1 protein-coding gene is annotated in these 770 nt (G+C 49.6%); it reads left to right on the top strand.

Features of this window, described 5'->3' with window-relative positions; all coding sequences use genetic code 11:
* Window positions 1–770 (top strand): glycoside hydrolase family 2 TIM barrel-domain containing protein (locus tag R7R78_RS25760; protein ID WP_318119582.1); only part of this gene is annotated, 770 nt, incomplete at both ends.

Genomic DNA, 770 nt, shown 5'->3' with positions numbered 1-770 from the left:
CAACAAGGCGAAAACTTGTTCTCTGTACGCGTGATGCAGTGGGCCGATTCCACTTACATTGAAGACCAAGACATGTGGTGGACGGCGGGGATCTTCCGTGATGTTTACCTAATCGGAAAAGAGAACATTCACGTCCAAGACCTCACCATTCGCACCGATTTCGCCGACGATTACCAAAGTGCGACGCTCAGTGCTCAAATCGAATTGGAAAACCTTTCCACCGCTATCGCGTCTGGCTATACGCTGGAATACGCGCTGCATGACAAAGGCACTGTCGTAGCCAGTGGTCAATGCGATTCACTGACTATCCAAAACCACCACTCAACAAGCTTTGCGATTGATATGGTGAACCCAACGCATTGGACGGCTGAAAATCCTTACCTTTACCACTTGTTCATCACCTTAAAAGATCACCAAGGCAACGTAGTGGAAGTGATCCCACAACGCGTGGGTTTCCGTGACATCAAAGTTCGCAATGGCCTGTTTTACATCAACAATCAATACGTAATGCTGCATGGTGTAAACCGTCATGACAACGACCACCTAAAAGGTCGCGCAGTGGGCATGGACCGCGTGGAAAAAGATCTGATTTTGATGAAGCAACACAACATCAACTCGGTTCGCACCGCACACTACCCGAACGACCCACGCTTCTACGAGCTGTGTGATATTTACGGCCTGTTTGTGATGGCAGAAACCGATGTGGAAACCCACGGCTTTGCCAACGTTGGCGACCTGAGCCGTATCACCAATGATCCAGCATGGGAAGC

Source organism: Vibrio sp. 2134-1, assembly GCF_033339495.1.
Note: the sequence above shows the minus strand (reverse complement) of the source record. Positions and strands in the feature narration are given on the sequence as shown.